The organism is Mesorhizobium sp. M8A.F.Ca.ET.181.01.1.1 (assembly GCF_004792025.1).
Lineage (GTDB): Bacteria > Pseudomonadota > Alphaproteobacteria > Rhizobiales > Rhizobiaceae > Mesorhizobium.
Map to the genome: position 1 here is coordinate 1 of NZ_SRTV01000055.1, position 424 is coordinate 424.

The 424-nt window shown below is 61.8% G+C and carries 1 protein-coding gene; it reads right to left on the minus strand.

Annotated features, from left to right (window positions below):
- A partial coding sequence (locus tag EN824_RS33555; protein WP_135933168.1) for an MFS transporter occupies positions 1-424 on the minus strand: 424 nt, incomplete at both ends.

Here is a 424-nt window from a genome sequence, read left to right on the forward strand (position 1 = left end):
GGAAGATATTCCACAGCCAGATGGTGCAGAAGTAGCCGAGAATCATGCCCCACACGCTGCGTCGCGTGAAAAGCGAGCGCCACCGCAACGACGACTCAGCCAATGATCTTTCATGGCCGCCGCCGCCCGCCTCGATGTATTCGCGCTCGTCTTGAGAAAGACGCTTGCTCTGCGCCGGATTGCGATACAACATCAGGAACAGCAGCGCGAATGCAATGCCGAACGCGCCGGTGACATGAAACAGGGAGCGCCAGCCGAACGCGACCATCAGCGCGACCAGCACGGCAGGCGCGATAGCCGGTCCCCATTTGGACGACGAATCCCACACGCCGGTAGCGAAGCCGCGCTCCTTTGCCGGAAACCACGCGGCGGTTATTTTCGCGGATGTCGGCCAGCATGGCGCCTCACCGACGGCAAGCAATGC